16 protein-coding genes are annotated in these 15434 nt (G+C 69.6%); 10 read left to right on the top strand and 6 right to left on the bottom strand.

What is annotated here, in order from left to right; all coding sequences use genetic code 11:
• The first annotated feature begins 32 nt into the window (after positions 1-32).
• The 4 genes from ACFOES_RS20185 (at position 33) to ACFOES_RS20170 (ending at position 3551) form a co-directional block, all read left to right on the top strand.
• Positions 33-632 (top strand): DUF1285 domain-containing protein, encoded by a 600-nt coding sequence (locus tag ACFOES_RS20185; RefSeq protein ID WP_377835374.1) that lies wholly within the window; start codon positions 33-35, stop codon positions 630-632.
• Between the two features lie 400 nt (positions 633-1032).
• Positions 1033-1833: a crotonase/enoyl-CoA hydratase family protein gene (locus tag ACFOES_RS20180; RefSeq protein WP_377835372.1), complete on the top strand. Its 801-nt coding sequence runs from the start codon at positions 1033-1035 to the stop codon at positions 1831-1833.
• Between the two features lie 20 nt (positions 1834-1853).
• The gene (locus ACFOES_RS20175) at positions 1854-2765 is read left to right on the top strand and encodes a cation diffusion facilitator family transporter (RefSeq protein ID WP_377835370.1); all 912 of its coding nucleotides are present in this window, start codon (positions 1854-1856) and stop codon (positions 2763-2765) included.
• A gap of 87 nt (positions 2766-2852) precedes the next feature.
• Entirely contained in the window at positions 2853-3551 is a 699-nt protein-coding gene (locus tag ACFOES_RS20170; protein WP_377835368.1) for an SDR family NAD(P)-dependent oxidoreductase, read from the top strand.
• A 139-nt stretch (positions 3552-3690) separates the two neighbouring features.
• Here ACFOES_RS20170 and polA read toward each other — a convergent pair whose 3' ends face one another.
• Together polA and ACFOES_RS20160 are read right to left on the bottom strand one after the other, a co-directional pair.
• Complete coding sequence (gene polA, locus ACFOES_RS20165) at positions 3691-6507, bottom strand: DNA polymerase I (RefSeq protein ID WP_377835366.1); 2817 nt, start codon at positions 6505-6507, stop codon at positions 3691-3693.
• Between the two features lie 218 nt (positions 6508-6725).
• Positions 6726-6926 carry a zinc-finger domain-containing protein gene (locus ACFOES_RS20160; protein WP_377835364.1) on the bottom strand — a complete coding sequence of 67 codons (201 nt, stop codon included), beginning with the start codon at positions 6924-6926 and terminating at the stop codon, positions 6726-6728.
• A 123-nt stretch (positions 6927-7049) separates the two neighbouring features.
• On the opposite strand from ACFOES_RS20160, the gene ACFOES_RS20155 reads away from it, so the two are divergent.
• The 4 genes from ACFOES_RS20155 to ACFOES_RS20140 all read left to right on the top strand — a co-directional run bounded on the left by ACFOES_RS20155 (position 7050) and on the right by ACFOES_RS20140 (position 9584).
• Entirely contained in the window at positions 7050-7994 is a 945-nt protein-coding gene (locus ACFOES_RS20155; RefSeq protein WP_377835362.1) for an ABC transporter ATP-binding protein, read from the top strand.
• Between the two features lie 292 nt (positions 7995-8286).
• The gene (gene pgsA / locus ACFOES_RS20150; protein ID WP_377835359.1) at positions 8287-8892 is read left to right on the top strand and encodes a CDP-diacylglycerol--glycerol-3-phosphate 3-phosphatidyltransferase; all 606 of its coding nucleotides are present in this window, start codon (positions 8287-8289) and stop codon (positions 8890-8892) included.
• Positions 8885-9133 carry a molybdopterin converting factor subunit 1 gene (moaD, locus tag ACFOES_RS20145; RefSeq protein ID WP_377835357.1) on the top strand — a complete coding sequence of 83 codons (249 nt, stop codon included), beginning with the start codon at positions 8885-8887 and terminating at the stop codon, positions 9131-9133. Before pgsA ends, moaD begins: the two co-directional genes overlap by 8 nt.
• Positions 9134-9143: 10 nt before the next feature.
• Entirely contained in the window at positions 9144-9584 is a 441-nt protein-coding gene (locus ACFOES_RS20140) for a molybdenum cofactor biosynthesis protein MoaE (protein WP_377835355.1), read from the top strand.
• A 6-nt stretch (positions 9585-9590) separates the two neighbouring features.
• Here ACFOES_RS20140 and ACFOES_RS20135 read toward each other — a convergent pair whose 3' ends face one another.
• The 4 genes from ACFOES_RS20135 to ubiA all read right to left on the bottom strand — a co-directional run bounded on the left by ACFOES_RS20135 (position 9591) and on the right by ubiA (position 13873).
• On the bottom strand, positions 9591-10160 hold the full coding sequence (locus ACFOES_RS20135; RefSeq protein WP_377835354.1) for a hypothetical protein: 570 nt from the start codon (positions 10158-10160) through the stop codon (positions 9591-9593).
• Between the two features lie 162 nt (positions 10161-10322).
• A complete protein-coding gene (locus tag ACFOES_RS20130) occupies positions 10323-10649 on the bottom strand; it encodes a hypothetical protein (RefSeq protein ID WP_377835352.1) in 327 nt (108 codons plus the stop codon).
• Positions 10650-10712: 63 nt separating this feature from the next.
• A complete protein-coding gene (locus tag ACFOES_RS20125; RefSeq protein ID WP_449222441.1) occupies positions 10713-12383 on the bottom strand; it encodes an OmpA family protein in 1671 nt (556 codons plus the stop codon).
• Between the two features lie 497 nt (positions 12384-12880).
• Positions 12881-13873: a 4-hydroxybenzoate octaprenyltransferase gene (gene ubiA, locus ACFOES_RS20120; protein WP_377835348.1), complete on the bottom strand. Its 993-nt coding sequence runs from the start codon at positions 13871-13873 to the stop codon at positions 12881-12883.
• A 12-nt stretch (positions 13874-13885) separates the two neighbouring features.
• On the opposite strand from ubiA, the gene ACFOES_RS20115 reads away from it, so the two are divergent.
• Together ACFOES_RS20115 and ACFOES_RS20110 are read left to right on the top strand one after the other, a co-directional pair.
• Entirely contained in the window at positions 13886-14611 is a 726-nt protein-coding gene (locus tag ACFOES_RS20115) for a 16S rRNA (uracil(1498)-N(3))-methyltransferase (RefSeq protein ID WP_377835346.1), read from the top strand.
• Positions 14608-15432 carry a GNAT family N-acetyltransferase gene (locus tag ACFOES_RS20110; protein WP_377835344.1) on the top strand — a complete coding sequence of 275 codons (825 nt, stop codon included), beginning with the start codon at positions 14608-14610 and terminating at the stop codon, positions 15430-15432. The genes ACFOES_RS20115 and ACFOES_RS20110 overlap by 4 nt, the downstream gene beginning before the upstream one ends.
• The last annotated feature ends 2 nt before the right edge of the window (positions 15433-15434 follow it).

The following is a 15434-nucleotide window of genomic DNA, read 5'->3' as shown; positions in this document are numbered from 1 at the left end:
GTCATTAGACCCAAGTAAGGCGCGCGGCACAAATGACAAAACGCAGCAACCCGGAAAAGATCGTCCCCCCCTCGGCGGAAAGCCTCGCAACCGCCGCGACCAAGGCGGCGAAGAAGGGTCCGCCGCCGGTGCATCTGTGGAACCCGCCCTACTGCGGCGATCTCGACATGCGCATCGCCCGCGACGGCACCTGGTTCTACCTCGGCACGCCGATCGGCCGGCACGGGCTGGTCAAGCTGTTCTCGTCGATCATCCGCAAGGACGGAGAGGATTATTTCCTCGTCACCCCGGTCGAGAAGGTCGGCATCATGGTCGACGACGCGCCCTTCGTCGCGGTCGATTTCGAGGCCGAGGGCGCGGGCCGCGACCAGCGCCTGAGCTTCGTCACCAATGTCGAGGACCGGGTGACGGCGGATGCCGAGCACCCGATCCGCGTCGCCCGCGATCCCGAGACCGGCGAACCGTCGCCCTATGTGCTGATCCGTGCCAATCTCGAGGCGCTGATCGACCGCAAGAGCTTCTACCGCCTGATCGAGCTGGGCCGCCACGAGGAGCGCGGTGGCGAAAGCTGGTTCGGCCTCTGGTCGGGCGGGGAATTCTTCCCGGTGATTCCCTCGGCCGAGCTGGGCTGAGGCTGGGAATTCGGACCGTTTCGGCCGGAGACGCAGCCTGCGCGGGGCGGGCGCCTGCCCGTGGGATGGCGCTCGCAACGGCTGAGCGGCGCGCTTTATGGCCGCCAAGTTCCTCCGCAATGTGAGCGGCGCGCGCGGGTGGCCAAAGCGCCAGCCCGCCCGGACGGGCAGGCGCTCGCCCTGCGCGTTTCACGCGCGCACCGGGCGGTAGGGGTGCAGGCGCAAAACTTCATCGCCTTGAGAGCTCTGACGGGACGCGCGGAAGCGCGATGCCGCCTTCACTTGGATTTCTTCTTTGCCCCAATACTACCGCCGGAAGGCCCGCCGCCCTGACCCGGCGTCGCCCTTGGCCCCGGAGCACACCCGCCCCATACTGCCGCCAAACCCGAGGGAGGCAGAGATGGACGATCCGGTTCAGGTGACAGTCGACGCGGCCGGGCTGGCCGAGGTGGTGCTCAACCGGCCCGAGAAGAAGAACGCCTGGACGCTGGCGGTCTTCGACGGGCTGGCGGCGGCGGCGGCCGATCTGGCAGGGCGCGACGGGCTGCGGGTGGTGATCCTGCGCGGCGCCGGCGGCTGCTTCTCGTCGGGCATCGACCTGTCGGTGCTGCAGGGCTTCGCCGCCGACCTCTCGGCGGTGAAATCCGAGATGCTGGCCCCGCCCGAGGGCCGCGCCGCCAACCGCTTCCAGCAGCCTGTCACCGCCTGGGCCGAATTGCCGGTGCCGGTGATCGCGGCGATCGACGGGGTCGCCTTCGGCGCCGGCATGCAGCTCGCCTTGGGCGCCGATTTCCGCATCTGCGCCCCCGAGGCGCGGCTGTCGATCATGGAGGCCCGCTGGGGCCTGATCCCCGACATGGGCATCAGCCAGAGCCTGCCGCGCCTGATCCGCGCCGACCTCGCCAAGGACCTGATGATGACCGGCCGCATCCTCGAGGCGCCCGAGGCGCTCGAGCTTGGCCTGGTCACAAGGCTGGCCGACGACCCGCTGGCGGCGGCGCGGCAACTGGCCGCCGACCTGACCCAACGCTCGCCCGACGCGCTGGCCGGGGCCAAGGCACTGGTCGAACAGGGCTGGACCCTGCCGCCGGGCGCCGGACTGGCCCTTGAAGCCCGGCTCCAGGCCGATATCATCGGCGGCGCGAACCAGATCGAAATGGTCATGGCCAACATACAAAAACGGGCGCCGAAATTCCGCTGAGCGCCCGCCGAAAGGACCGGATGCCGCACGACCACGCCCATCATCATCACCACCATCACCTCGACCCGAGCAGCGGCGACCGCCGGGTGGCCGCGGCGGTGGCGGTGAACCTGATCCTGACCGCGGCGCAGATCGTCGGCGGCATCCTCTCGGGCTCGGTCGCGCTGATCGCCGACGCGATCCACAACCTGTCGGACGCCGCGACCCTGATCATCGCCTTCGCCGCCCGCCGCATCGCCCGCCGCCCGGCCGACCCGGAAATGACCTTCGGCTACGGCCGGGCCGAGATCGTCGCGGCGCTGATCAACTATACCTCGCTGATCCTGATCTCGCTCTGGCTGGCAGCCGAGGCGGTGATGCGCTTCCTCGATCCACCGCAGGTCGAAGGCTGGACCGTCGTCATCCTCGCCGGGCTGGCGCTGGTGGTGAACGGCGCGACGGCGGCGCTGACCTACGCGCTGGCGAAAGACAGCATGAACATCCGCGCCGCCTTCCTGCACAACCTCGCCGACGCCGCCACCTCGGTCGCCGTCGTCGTCGCCGGGGCGCTGATCCTGCTCTACGACTGGCGCCTGGTCGACCCGATCGTGACGCTGGGCATCTCGGCCTGGATCCTGTGGCACGCGGTGGCCGAGATCGGCCCGGTGATCCGCATCCTGATGCTCGGCGCCCCGCCCGAAATCGGCGCCGAAACGCTGCTCGACCGGATCGCCGCCGTCGACGGCGTCGCCGGCGTCCACCACCTGCACCTGTGGCAGATCGACGAGCATGAAAGCTCGCTCGAAGCCCACCTGGTCGTCCGCGCCGGCAGCCGCGCGCCCGAGGCGGTGCGCCAGCTTCTTGCGCAGGATTTCGGCATCCGCCACGCCACGCTGCAGATCGAGAGCCCCGAGGACAGCTGCCCCAACCCCGCCGCCATCGGCCACGGCTGACCGGCGCCCTCGGCCTACCCCGCCCTTTGACATCCCGCGCCTGCCGGTCCAGCTTCCCTCTCGAACGCATCTGAACGGGAGAGGACCATGGCCCAACCATTGGCACTGATCGTCGGGGTCGGAACGGGCTTGTCGGCCGCGCTGGCCCGGCGTTTCGCCGAAGCCGGCTACCGCCCGGTCCTGGCCGCGCGCGACGCCGGGAAACTGGCGCCGCTGGCGGCCGAGACCGGCGCCGCGACGGCACGCTGCGACGCCGCCGACCCGGCCTCGGTCGCCGCCCTCTTCGCCGGGCTCGAGGCGCCGCCGCGGGTAGTGGTCTACAACCCCTCGGCCCGGGTCCGCGGCCCGATCGCCGAGGTCGACCCGGCCGAAGTGCGCAAGGCGCTCGACGTCACCGCCTTCGGCGCCTTCCTCACCGGCCAAGCGGCGGCGCGGGCGATGCTGGCGGCCGCACCGCAGGACGGCATCCGCGGCACGATCCTGTTCACCGGCGCCTCGGCGGGGGTGAAGGGCTACCCGCAATCGGCCTCCTTCGCGATGGGCAAGTTCGCGAGCCGCGGCCTCGCCCAGTCGATGGCGCGCGAGCTGCACCCGCAGGGCATCCATGTCGCCTGGATCAATATCGACGGCATGATCCGCAATCCCGGCCGGGTCGAACCGACCGAGGCGCCGGATTCGATGCTCGACCCCGACGCCATCGCCCAGACCTACCTCGCCCTGGTCGAGCAGCCGCGCTCGGCCTGGTCCGAGGAGATCTCGGTCCGACCCTGGGTCGAGAAGTTCTGACCCAAGCCGGGGGTTTCACACCCCCGGACCCCCGTGGGATATTTTCACTCAGGTGAAAGGGGCGCGGCGCCCCTCCGCATTTCACCTTTGCGAAAATACTCCGGGGGAGTCGCCTGTGGCGACGGGGGCAGCGCCCCCTCTAATGCGCCTCGGCCCAGTTCGCGCCCTGGCCGGCATCGACGGTCAGCGGCACGTCGAGCTTCACCGCCGGCTCGGCGGCGCCCTCCATGACCTCTTTCACCCGCGCGATGACGGGATCGACCGCATCCGCGTCGACCTCGAACAGAAGTTCGTCATGGACCTGCAGCAGCATCTTCGCCGGCAGGCCGTCGATCGCCGCGGGCATGCGGATCATGGCGCGGCGGATGACGTCGGCGGCGGCGCCCTGGATCGGGGCGTTGATCGCGGCGCGGCGGGCGAAGCCGGCGGTCGGCCCCTTGGAATTGATCTCGGGCGTGTGGATCTTGCGGCCGAACAGGGTCTGGACGTAGCCGTGTTCCTTGGCGAAGGCAGTGGTGTCGTCCATGTAGGCCTTGATGCCGGGGAAACGTTCGAAATAGCGGTCGATGAAGCCCTGCGCCTCGCTGCGCGGGATGCGCAGGTTGCGGGCGAGGCCGAAGCCCGAGATGCCGTAGATCACCCCGAAATTGATCGCCTTGGCCTGGCGCCGGACCATCGGGTCCATGCCCTCGATCGGCACGTTGAACATCTCCGACGCGGTCATCGCGTGGATGTCGAGCCCGTCGCGGAAAGCCTGCTTCATCTCGGCCAGGCCGGCGACATGGGCGAGGATGCGCAGCTCGATCTGGCTGTAGTCGAGGCTGAGCATCACCTTGCCCTCCGGGGCGACGAAGGCTTCGCGGATGCGGCGGCCCTCCTCGGTGCGGACGGGGATGTTCTGCAGGTTCGGATCGGTCGAGGCGAGGCGGCCGGTATTGGCCCCGGTCTGGACATAGGAGGTGTGGACGCGGCCAGTCTCGGGGTTGATATGCTCCTGCAGCGCGTCGGTATAGGTGCTTTTCAGCTTCGACAGCTGGCGCCAGTCGAGCACCCGCGCCGGCAGGGCGTGGCCCTCGGCGGCAAGGTCTTCCAGCACGTCGGCGCCGGTGGCATAGGCGCCCGTCTTGCCCTTCTTGCCGCCCTCGAGGCCCATCTTGTCGAACAGGATCTCGCCCAGTTGTTTCGGCGAACCGACATTGAAGTTTTCGCCCGCCAGCTCGTGGATTTCGGCCTCGAGCCCGGCCATCTTCTGGGCGAAGGCGTTGGACATCCGGCTCAGCGTGTCGCGGTCGACCAGCACGCCGTTCATCTCCATCTCGGCCAGCACCGGCACCAGCGGCCGCTCGAGCGTCTCGTAGACCGTGGTGACCCGGGCGCGGTGGAGCTGGGGCTTGAACAGCTGCCACAGCCGCAGGGTGATATCGGCATCCTCGGCGGCGTATTTCACCGCGTCACCGATCGCCACCCGGTCGAAGGTGATCGCCGCCTTGCCCGAGCCGAGCAGCGACTTGATCGGGATCGGCTTGTGGTCGAGATAACGCTCCGACAGCACATCCATGCCATGGCCGTGCTTGCCGGCATTGAGGGCGTAGGACAGCAGCATCGTGTCGTCGATCGGCGCCACCGCGACGTCGTGGCGGGCGAAGATCTTGGCGTCGTATTTCATGTTCTGGCCGATCTTGAGGATCGCATCGTCCTCGAGCACCGGCTTGAGGATCGCCAGCGCCTCCTCCAGCGCCATCTGGCCCTCGGCAAGCTCGTCCGAACCGAACAGGTCGTCCGCCGCCTCGCCGCCGACGGCGCGGTGGCCGACCGGAATATAGCAGGCCTGCCCCGGCTCGACGCAGAGCGAGATGCCGACCAGCTCGGCCACCATCTCGTCGAGGCTGGTGGTCTCGGTATCGACGGCGACACAGCCGCGCTCGCGGATCACCTCGACCCAGCGGTTCAGCGCCTCGGCATCGCCGACGCGTTCGTATTTCTCGGGGTCGATCGGCGCCTGTTCCGGCAGCGGCGCGGCATCCGCCGCCGGGGCCGCGGCGCTCGGCTCGGGGATCACCGGCGGCTCCGCCCCCAGCTTCTCGGCCACCCGCTTGGACAGGGTGCGGAATTCCATCTGCGCCAGGAAGGTCAGCAGCTCCTCGGGTTTCGGGTCCTGGACCTCGAGATCGTCCAGCTTCTCGTCCATCGGCGTATGGGCGTCGAGCTCGACCAGCTTGCGCGAGATCCGGATCTGCTCGGCCTTGTCGATCAGGGTCTGGCGCCGCTTGGGCTGCTTGATCTCCTCGGCATGGGCGAGCAGGTTCTCGACGTCGCCGTATTCCTGGATCAGCAGCGCCGCGGTCTTGACCCCGATGCCGGGCGCGCCGGGGATGTTGTCGACCGAATCCCCGGCCAGGGCCTGGACATCGACCACTTTGTCCGGCTTGACGCCGAATTTCTCGACCACCTCGTCGACGCCGATGCGGCGGTTCTTCATCGCGTCGAGCATCTCGACACCGTTGCCGACCAGCTGCATCAGGTCCTTGTCCGAGCTGATGATCGTCACCCGGCCGCCGGCCTCGCGCGCCTCGCGGGCCAGGGTGGCGATGATGTCGTCGGCCTCGTAATCCTCGCGCTCGATGCAGGCGATGTTGAAGGCGCGGGTGGCCTCGCGGGTCAGCGGGAATTGCGGCCGCAGATCCTCGGGCAGCTCGGGCCGGTTGGCCTTGTATTCGGGATAGATCTCGTTGCGGAAGGTCTTGGACGAATAGTCGAAGATCACCGCCGCATGGGTCGGCGCGTCATTGCCGTTCCAGCCCTCGACATACTTGAACAGCATATTGCAGAAGCCGGCGACGGCGCCGATCGGCAGCCCGTCGGACTTGCGCGTCAAGGGCGGCAGGGCGTGATAGGCGCGGAAGATGAAGGCCGAGCCGTCGATCAGGTGAAGGTGACACCCCTTGCCGAACCCCATGCGCCGCGCTCCTCTCTGGCCTGCCCCGTGATGTCCCGGAGTCATGCCACGAAGCGGGGCGGGCTTCCAGACAGGAGTTGCGGGCGGATCGCCCGGCGGTCGCCGACAGGCATACTCTCAGGCGAGAAATCGGGAGAAGACTCTTCCCCCTCACTTTCTGCTTAGAAATATCCTCGGGGAGCGCGAGGGGCAGACGGCCCCTCGCCCTGCCTGCGCCCTCAGCCCTCGGCGCCTTCGCCCAACAACTTGTCCTTGAAGCTCTCGTGGATGTAGCGCTTGTCGCAGTAGCCGCATTCGACGAAGCCGGTGTCATGCGGGATGGTCAGCCAGACGCGGGGATGGCCCAGCGCGCCCTCGCCGCCGTCGCAGGCCACTTTCCAGCTGCTGACAACCTCGGTTTCGGGGACTTGCGTGGTCATGGAGGGCTCCCTTCCTTGAAGCATCGGCCGATGCGGCATAAGTCGGGCCGCATGGTAGCGTCAAGCCCTCCGGCTGCAAAGCGGAGTGAACGGCGCGGATAGACTGCCGGGAAGGAGAGCCGCATGGCCACGAACGCGATCGAGATCGAGGGGCTGCGCAAGGTCTACCGTGCCCAGGCGGGCCAGCCGCCGAAAGAGGCGCTGAAGGGCGTCGACCTGACGATCCCGGCGGGCTCGATCTTCGGATTGCTGGGCCCGAACGGCGCCGGCAAGTCGACGATGATCAACATCCTCGCCGGGCTGGTGCTGAAGACCTCCGGCAAAGTGAAGATCTGGGGCTTCGACCAGGACGTGAACCCGCGCCAGAGCCGGGCCGCCATCGGGGTCATGCCGCAGGAGCTGAACATGGACCCGTTCTTCACCCCGCGCGCGGCGCTGGAGGTGCAGGCCGGGCTCTACGGCGTGCCGAAATCGCAGCGCCACACCGACGAGATCCTCGAGCTGATCGGCCTGACCGACAAGGCCGAGGCCTATGCCCGCTCGCTCTCGGGCGGGATGCGGCGGCGGCTGCTCTTGGGCAAGGCGCTGGTCCATGCGCCGCAGATCCTGGTGCTGGACGAACCCACCGCCGGCGTCGATATCGAGCTGCGGCAGATGCTCTGGGCCAATGTCCGGCGGCTCAACGAGCAGGGGATGACGATCATCCTGACGACCCATTACCTCGAAGAGGCCGAGGAGATGTGCGACGAGATCGCGATCATCAACCACGGCGAGGTGGTGGTGCGCGACCGGACCGAGGCGCTGCTGGCGCGGATGGACGGCAAGACGCTGGTGATCCAGCCCGACGCCCCGGCGCCGGCCGCGATCGCCCTGCCCGAGGGCGTGACGCTGGAACGGCGGCGCGGCGGCGCGCTGGCCTTCAGCTACTCGCGCGAGAAGACCTCGGCCGAGGCGGTGCTGGACGCGGTGCGCCGCGCCGGCATCACCATCCGCGACGTCGCCAGCGAGGAGGCCGATCTCGAGGATGTCTTCGTCGCCCTGACCTCGTCGAAGGGCAAGGCGGCGTAGGCCCGGTCTCGGAACAGGGCACAAAGGGCGGCGCCCGACCCTGGGTGGGCGCTCGCTCCGCCGACGCCTTGCCCCCTGCCTTTCCACGAGCCCATCGGACGCGCCCCTTGGCCGATCGCGGATGCGCCCTCCCCGGGGGAGGGGCGGGTGCTGCCCGGCATGCCGCCGGGCGAAGGGCCGGGGTCGTGACGCCTGTCCCGCTCTGCGTCCCCGCGATCACGTTCTGTGGCACGAAGTTGCAGCCGGTCCGCCGCCTCTTCCCCATTGCCACCGGACGGGCTACGAAAGCGCCATGAGATGGTGGATTCCCAATGCCCTGACCGTTCTGCGGTTGCTCGCGGCGCCCGGCGTGCCGGTGATGTTCCTCTATTTCCACCGTCCGGCCGCCGACTGGCTGGCGCTGGCGCTGTTCGTGCTGGCCTCGCTGACCGACTGGATCGATGGCTACCTCGCCCGGCTGTGGAAGCAGGAATCGAAATTCGGCGCCATGCTCGACCCGATCGCAGACAAGGCGATGGTGGTGATCGCGCTGGTCGTCATCACCGGCTACTCGGGCATGAATCCCTGGCTGATCCTGCCCGCCACGGTGATCCTGTTCCGCGAGGTCTTCGTCTCGGGCCTGCGCGAATATCTCGGCGCCAAGGCCAGCCTGCTCAAGGTCACCAAGCTGGCCAAGTGGAAGACCACCGCCCAGATGATTGCCATCGCGGTCCTGTTCCTCGGCACCGGGCTGGGCTATGTTGAGGATACCCACCAGCGGGTGCTGCGCTGGACCTCGTCCGAGGCCACCCAGGCCGGGCTGGTGCTGATCTGGATCGCTGCGGTGCTGACCTTCATCACCGGGCTCGACTACTTCCTCAAGGCGCTGCCGCATCTGAAGGGGTCGAAGAATGATTGACGTTCTCTATTTCGCTTGGGTGCGCGAGCGGATCGGCATGCCGAAGGAGCGGATCGAGACCTCGGCCACCACCGTGGCCGAGCTGGTGGAAGAGCTGCGCGGCCGCGAGGAGCGTTACGACGCCGCCTTCGCCGACCTGAGCGCCCTGCGCGTCGCCGTCGACCAGCAGCTGACCGATTTCGACGCCGCGCTGGACGGCGCGCGCGAGGTCGCCTTCTTCCCGCCGATGACCGGCGGCTGAGGGGGCCGACATGACCGTCCGCGTCCAGAGCGAGACCTTCGATTTCGCCGCCGAGGTGGCCGGGTTCGGCACCGAACCCGGTGTCGGCGCCGTCGTCACCTTCACCGGCGTCGTCCGCGACCTGCCGGAAGGCGGGCTGCAGGCGATGGAGATCGAGCATTACCCCGGCATGACCGAAAGCGCGATCGCCGCGATCGAGGCCGAGGCGGTCAGCCGCTGGCATCTGCTCGACTGCCTTGTCGTCCACCGCCACGGAAGGCTGGCGCCGGGCGAGCCGATCATGATGGTGGCGACCGCCGCCCCGCATCGCGGCGACGCCTTCGCCGCGGCCGAGTTCCTGATGGACTACCTCAAGTCGCGCGCGCCGTTCTGGAAAAAGGAAATCACCGCCGAAGGCGCCGGCTGGGTGGCGGCCAAGGACGAGGACGAGGCCGCACTGGGGCGCTGGTAGGCGCCCCTAGAGCTTGGTCGGCGGCGCGATCCCCGTTTTTCCGCGCTGGGCCGCGATGGCCGCGACCACCATGCGGATCTCTTCGAGCGTGACCTTGCCGTCACCGTCGACATCCATCTTCAGCAGGGTCTGGTAGCGGCGCGCGGACAGCGCAGTCAGCAGCGATGTCCGTTGCTGCCGGGCCGCGTAGGCGCGGATTTCCGCCATGTCGATCCGGCCGTCGCCGTTGCCGTCGCCGCTGTCGCGCAGGATCAGCAGATCGGCGCGCCGCCGGCCTGTCAGAGTATCCAGAACCGCCGCGATTTCTTCGGACGAGATCGCCCCGTCGTCATTCAGGTCATAGCCCAGCACGGCGCCGATCCGGCCGCCGCGCAGCCGTGCCCGGGAGATCCGGTCGCGGCTCTCGATGACTTGCTGGCTGATGGTCCCGTCGGGCGACAGCCCCAGCGCGGTGGTATAGAAGCGGCGCAGGCTGGCGGCCGGGTCGCGCGCGATGCTGGACGTCTCGCGCGCGGTCAGGCCGAGGCGCGCAAGGTCGAGCACGGGCTCGGCCCGGGCGGGAGGCGCCGGGACCATCACAGCCGACAGGACAAGGGACAGGACGGCGCCGCGGAGAAAGCGGCCCGCGCGCGGGCCGGAATGGGAAGAACGCATCATCGCCTCGGTGCTGAGATCACCCCCTCAGTCACCATTTCGTGAACGGGTGGTCAAGCGCCGAGTGGCGGGCGGCGCCCTTGCCTAGCCGGCGTTCATCCGCTCGATATAGGCGCGCATCTCCTCGGCCTCGGCCCGCGCCTCGCGCAGCCCGTCCATCGCGGCGCGCAGTTCGGCCTCGGTCTGGCTGAGCTGGTTGGTCAGTTCGGCCTCGCGCTGCTGGACATAGGTGATCGCCTGGTCGCGCGCCTCCTCGGCCTCGTGCAGCGACTTCGCCATCTTGTCGAGCTCGCCCATATCGGCCTGGCTGACGCGGGTGAAGCGATGCACCAGCCAGTTGGCGAACCAGCCCAGCGCGAAGGCCACGAAGAGGATGATCGCCGTGGCAAAGATGAATTCGGTGCGGTTCATTGTCCCCTCCGGTCTGCTCCGGGTCTGTTGCGCCTGTTCAGGGCCGCGGCTTCGGCCGGATCGTCATTTCCTTGGGCGCGGCGGAATCATAGGGCGTTTCCGCCGCCCNTCCCCGGTCGCGTCCCCGGTCGCGTCCCCGGTCGCGTCCCCGGTCCCGTCTCCGGTCGCGTCCCCGGCCGCGTCCGCCGCCGTCTTGTCCGCGGCAGCGCCGTCCTGCGTCGCCCCGTCCAGCGGGCTGTCGCCGCCCTGGCCCTCGGGCAGGTTGTCGGGCGCCACCGCCGGGCCGTCGCCGCTATCGCCGCTATCGCCGCCATCGCCCGCCTGGTCGTCGCCTGCCGCCGCGGCGGCCTTGGCCTCGCTCTCGGGCGTGATCAGCGAGAACTCGATGCGCCGGTTGGCCTCGCGCCCGGCCTCGGTGCCGTTATCGGCGATCGGGTCGGCCTCGCCATAGCCCTTGGCGGTGAGGTTCGAGATCGGCACCCGCCGCGCCAGCATCGCCTTCAGCACGGCCTCGGCCCGGTCCTGGCTGAGCTGCAGGTTCATCTCGGTCCGACCCTGGTTGTCGGTATAGCCGGCGACCTCCATCTTGACCCGGGTGCAGGGCCGCAGCGCGTCGGCGATGGCGTCCAGCGTCTTGGTCGAACTGGTATCGGGCCGGTCGGAGCCGGGATCGAAGGTGACCTGTTTCTTCGACAGGATGCCGTTGATCTTGTCGACGCATTCCTGCGGGCTGGGCAGCTTGGCGATCGGGTCGTATTTCTCGTCGTATTTCACCGCGATGCTGAAGGCCTGCCCCTGCCCCAGCCGGTCGGACAGCACGCGCGAGATCGCGTCCTTGGCCTCCTTGTCCCCGGTCACGCCGGTGACCTTGACCGTGTCGGGCTGAACCAGCAGCGCGCCGTGATGCAGGTGCGACAGCGCCGCCAGCCCGGCCAGCACCCGCACCGGCCAGCCGTCGGGCAGCTGGGAGTCGAGCCGGGCGGCGTTGTAGACGTTGTCGGCGCCGAACTCGGCCCGGGCGAAGCTGGTGACGGCGTCGCGCAGCCGCGCGTCGCTCAACCGGCCGCGCAGCTGCACCTGCCCCTCGGGGCTGAGCGTGGCGGTGAACTCGGCCGGGCCGTGATCGTTCTGCTGCTTCGGCTTCTCGGCCAGCGTCGCCTTGAGCGAGAAGACATCGGGCAATTGCGCGCCGAGATCGCCGACCACCCGGTCATAGGTGTCCTGCGGCACGCTGTCGGCGGCGAGCAGGGTGATGTCGGCATCCGAGAAGGTGACCGAGGCCCGGCCAAGCGCCTTGACCGCCTTGATCGCCTCGACGGCGGCATCGGCCCATTTCGGCGTCGGCACGCCAAGGCCGACGGTGCAGTCGAGCTTGCCCGCCGCCCCCGCGTCCCGCGCCGCCTTGAGGATACGGTCCCGCGCCGCGTCGCTGTCGGCCGAACAGGCGTCGAAGCGGGCGCCGTCCGCGTCGATCAGGAAGCGCAGGGTGAACGGGGCGATGACCGGCCGCGGCGCCGAGATGTCGAGCACCGTCCTGACCCCTTGCGGGGCGATGCGGGACAGGTTGGCCTCGATCCGGCGCTTCTCGTCGGCGCTCTTGGTGATCGCGGTCACGGCGACGCGGTCGGCGGCGATCGAGATCTTCGAACGCGGCAGGGCCTTGAGCGCGGCGAGGCCGAAATTGAGCGCATCGTCCCAATGCTCGGGCTTGGGATAGTCCGAGGTCTCGAGCATGTCGGTGACCTTGCCGTCGGCTGCCAGCGGCCGGACCCGGGCGACAATCGGGGCATGGCCCGTCGCCGTCGGCACCAGCCCGATCAGCGAGATGCCGTCCTCGTTGCGCAAGAGCTCGACCGAGAAGCGCGGCGCCGCGATCTCCTTGGCCGGGGTGACCTCCATGTTGTCGCGGATTCGGGCCGGATCGACCTCGGAACTGGCGACCGAGATGGCGCGGAAGCGAATCGCCTCGGTCGGTGCGGTGCCGTAGAGATGGATCTGCAGCCCGTCGGCGCGCACCGTGGCCCAGTCGATCCCGGCCTGCGACAGCCGCTGCTTGACCAGCTCGGCCGAGCGCGCCTCGACCAGATTCACCGCCTGGACCGCCCCGAAATAGCACATCAGTGCCGCCAGGAGGAAAGCGGCGAGGGCGAGCAGGCTCTGGGTGTGGCGCATATTCTGTCTTCTGTCAGTGCGATGCCGTCCTGCTTAAAAGGCAGAGCGGCCGGGATCAATCAGACGAACACGGCAATGGCAAGAAACAGCGCGGGAATCAGCCCGGTATCCCGGTTGGCACGGAAAAGTGACAGGCAGGTATCGGGATCGTCGATATCCAGTCGCCCGAGTTGCCAGGCCATGTGCCAGCCGAATCCCCAGGCCCCGCCCAGCGCGACGACCAGCGCCAGCGGCGTCGCGGCCGGCAGCAGCGCCAGCACGATGGCCAGCGTCATCAGCAGCACCGAGAGCGCGAGGAAGCCGCGCAGCCAGGGCCGGGTGTTGTCGCCGAACAGCCGCGCCGTCGACTTCACCCCGATCAGCGCGTCGTCCTCCTTGTCCTGGTGGGCATAGATCGTGTCGTAGAACAGCGTCCAGGCCATGCCGGAGAAATAGAGGATCACCGCCGGCCAGCCGAGGCTGCCGCCATGCGCGGTCCAGGCCAGCAGTGCGCCCCAGTTGAAGGCGATGCCGAGGAAGACCTGCGGCCACCAGGTGAAGCGCTTGGCGAAGGGATAGACGGCGACCGGCAGCAGCGACAGCACGCCCAGCGCGATGGCGGCGGCGTTGAAGGTCAGCAGCAGGCCGAAGGCGATCAGCGCCTGCAGCCCCATCCAGGCCACGGCCTGCCGGACGCTGACCTGGCCCGAGGGGATCGGGCGCGAGCGGGTGCGGGCGACGGCGGCGTCGATGTCGCGGTCGGTGATGTCGTTCCAGGTGCAACCGGCGCCGCGCATCAGCCAGGCGCCCAGCCCGCAGGCCAGCGCGATCCACAGGTCGCGCCAGCCGGCGCTGGCGGGATCGGCGGCGGCCGCCAGCGCCACGCCCCACCAGCAGGGCAGCAGCAGCAGCCAGGTGCCGATCGGCCTGTCGGCGCGGGACAGGCGCAGGTAGGGCCGGCTCCAGCCCGGAGCCAGCCGGTCGACCCAGTTGTCGCTATAGGCGTCGGCGACCTGTCCGGAAGCCCCCGATCCGGTGGTTGCGGGCTCTGGCGTTCGCTCTGGCTGGCGCATAAGTTCGGCCTCATGTCGATGGCGAAGATCAGGCTCTATGTAGATCACCCGCTCGGGGCGGGGCAATCGGTTCCTCTGGACCGCGACCAGGCGCATTACCTGTTCGGGGTGATGCGGCAGGGCGCCGGGGCGCCGGTGCTGCTGTTCAACGGCCGCGACGGCGAGTGGCTGGCGACGGTGACCGAAGCCGGCAAGCGCGGCGGTCTGCTGAGCTGCGAAGAGCAGACAAGACCGCTGCAATTGCCGCCCGACCTGTGGCTGCTGTTCGCGCCGATCAAGAAGGCGCGGACCGACTTCATCGTCGAGAAGGCGGCCGAGATGGGCGCGGCGCGGATCGTCCCGGTGCAGACCGAGTTCACCAATGCCGAACGCATCCGCCGCGACCGGCTGCAAGCCCACGCCGTCGAGGCGGCCGAGCAATGCGGCGGTACCTTCGTGCCCGAGGTCGCCGATCTGGTGCCGCTGTCACGGCTGCTGGCCGACTGGCCCGAGGACCGGCGGCTGATGTGGTGCGACGAGGCGCTGGTCGGCGGTTCGGCCGGGCTGCCCGATGGCGCAGCCGGCCCCTGGGCGATCCTGATCGGCCCCGAGGGCGGTTTCTCGGAGGTCGAGCGCAGCCGCCTCAAGGCGCTGCCGCAGGCGGTGCCGGTCAGCCTCGGCCCGCGCATCCTGCGCGCCGATACCGCCGCCGTCGCCGCGCTGACGCTGTGGCAGGACCAGCTCGGGGACTGGCGGTGATCCGGCCGGCGCGGCTGCGCGACATCGCCGCGCTCGACGCGCTGCTCGAGGCCCGGGCGGACAGTTCGATGTTCCTTGCCGTCAATCATGCCCGCGGCACGCCGGGCATGTGGGTGGTCGGCGACCCGGTCGCGGGCGTCGTCCAGCTCGCCCCTTCGGGCTATTTCCTGACCCAGGCCGAACAAGTCGCGCCGCAAGACTGGGCCAAGCTGCGCCGCCGCCTGTCCGCCCGGCCCTGCCACGGCGTCAACGGCCCGCCGGAGCAGGTCGCCGCCGCGCTCGACGGGCTGGGCCTCGGCCGCCGCGCCGCCACGCTCGACCGGGTCGAACCGCTGTTCGGCCTCGATCTCGCTGATCTTGCCATGCCGCCGGGCGATACCACGCTGCGGCCCCTTGCGCAGGCCGATATCGGCCCGCTGACGCCATGGCGCATGGCCTATCTGGTCGAGGCGATGGGGAACGCGCCGGGGCCCGACACCGCGGCCAGCGCGGCGGCGCAGCTGGGCGCGATGCTGACCGCCGGCCACGCAAGGGTGCTGGAGCGGGACGGCCAGCCGGTGGCGATGTGCAATTTCAACGCGGCGCTGCCGCACCGGGTCCAGGTCGGCGCCGTCTTCACCCCGCCCGAGCTGCGCGGGCGCGGCCATGGCCGCCGCGCCGTGGCGCTGATGCTGCAGGAGGCCCGCGCCCGCGGCGTGCTCCGCGCCGTGCTCTTCGCCGCCAACGAGGCCGCCGCCCGCGCCTATCAGGGCATCGGCTTCCGCCGCATCGGCGACTACCGCCTCGTCCTCTACACCCCGGCCGTGCTGATCGGGGGCTGAGC

It is taken from the genome of Acidimangrovimonas pyrenivorans, assembly GCF_042643245.1.
GTDB lineage: Bacteria > Pseudomonadota > Alphaproteobacteria > Rhodobacterales > Rhodobacteraceae > Acidimangrovimonas > Acidimangrovimonas pyrenivorans.
The sequence above is the reverse complement of the archived record's forward strand: the minus strand, read 5'-3'. Positions and strand labels throughout refer to the sequence as shown.